This is a genomic window from Streptococcus sp. GMD6S (assembly GCF_000297015.1).
The window spans coordinates 1-553 of the sequence record NZ_AJRH01000259.1 but is presented as its reverse complement, the minus strand read 5'-3'; the positions used below and the strand labels follow the sequence as shown (position 1 = coordinate 553).

The following is a 553-nucleotide window of genomic DNA, read 5'->3' as shown; positions in this document are numbered from 1 at the left end:
ATCACAAGAGCAGAAAAGATTCCATTTGAAGTTATCAAGAAGGAAAAGCCGAACCTCCCAGCCGGTCAGGAAAAGATCATCACACCAGGTGTAGAGGGCGAACGTACTCATTACATCTCTGTCCTTACTGAAAATGGAAAACAAACAGAAACGGTTCTAGATAGCCAAGTGACCAAAGAACCTGTGACCCAAGTGGTTGAAATCGGCGCCCCTATTACTCACAAAGGAGATGAAAGTGGCCTTGCTCCAGCTGCCGAAGCGAAACCAAGGCTGGATATCCAAGAGGAAGATATTCCGTTCACTACTGTGACACGTGAAAATCCACAATTGCCACTCGGACAAACGCAAGTCATCGTTACTGGTGTAAATGGTCGCCGTACGATTTTCTACTCTGTCAGCACTACTGCTGACGGCAAGGAAGAAAGAACACTTGTCAATAGTGCGGTATCGCAGGAAGCGGTCGCTCAAGTTGTTGAAGTCGGCACTGCCGTTGAGAAAGCTGAGCAAACTGCACCAACTACTGCCAAAGCAGATGAAAAACAACTCCCTGCAA

1 protein-coding gene is annotated in these 553 nt (G+C 47.2%); it reads left to right on the top strand.

Translation table 11 applies throughout. The annotated features are described in order from the left end of the window. A partial coding sequence (locus tag GMD6S_RS10035; protein ID WP_000563336.1) for a G5 domain-containing protein occupies nt 1-553 on the top strand: 553 nt, incomplete at both ends.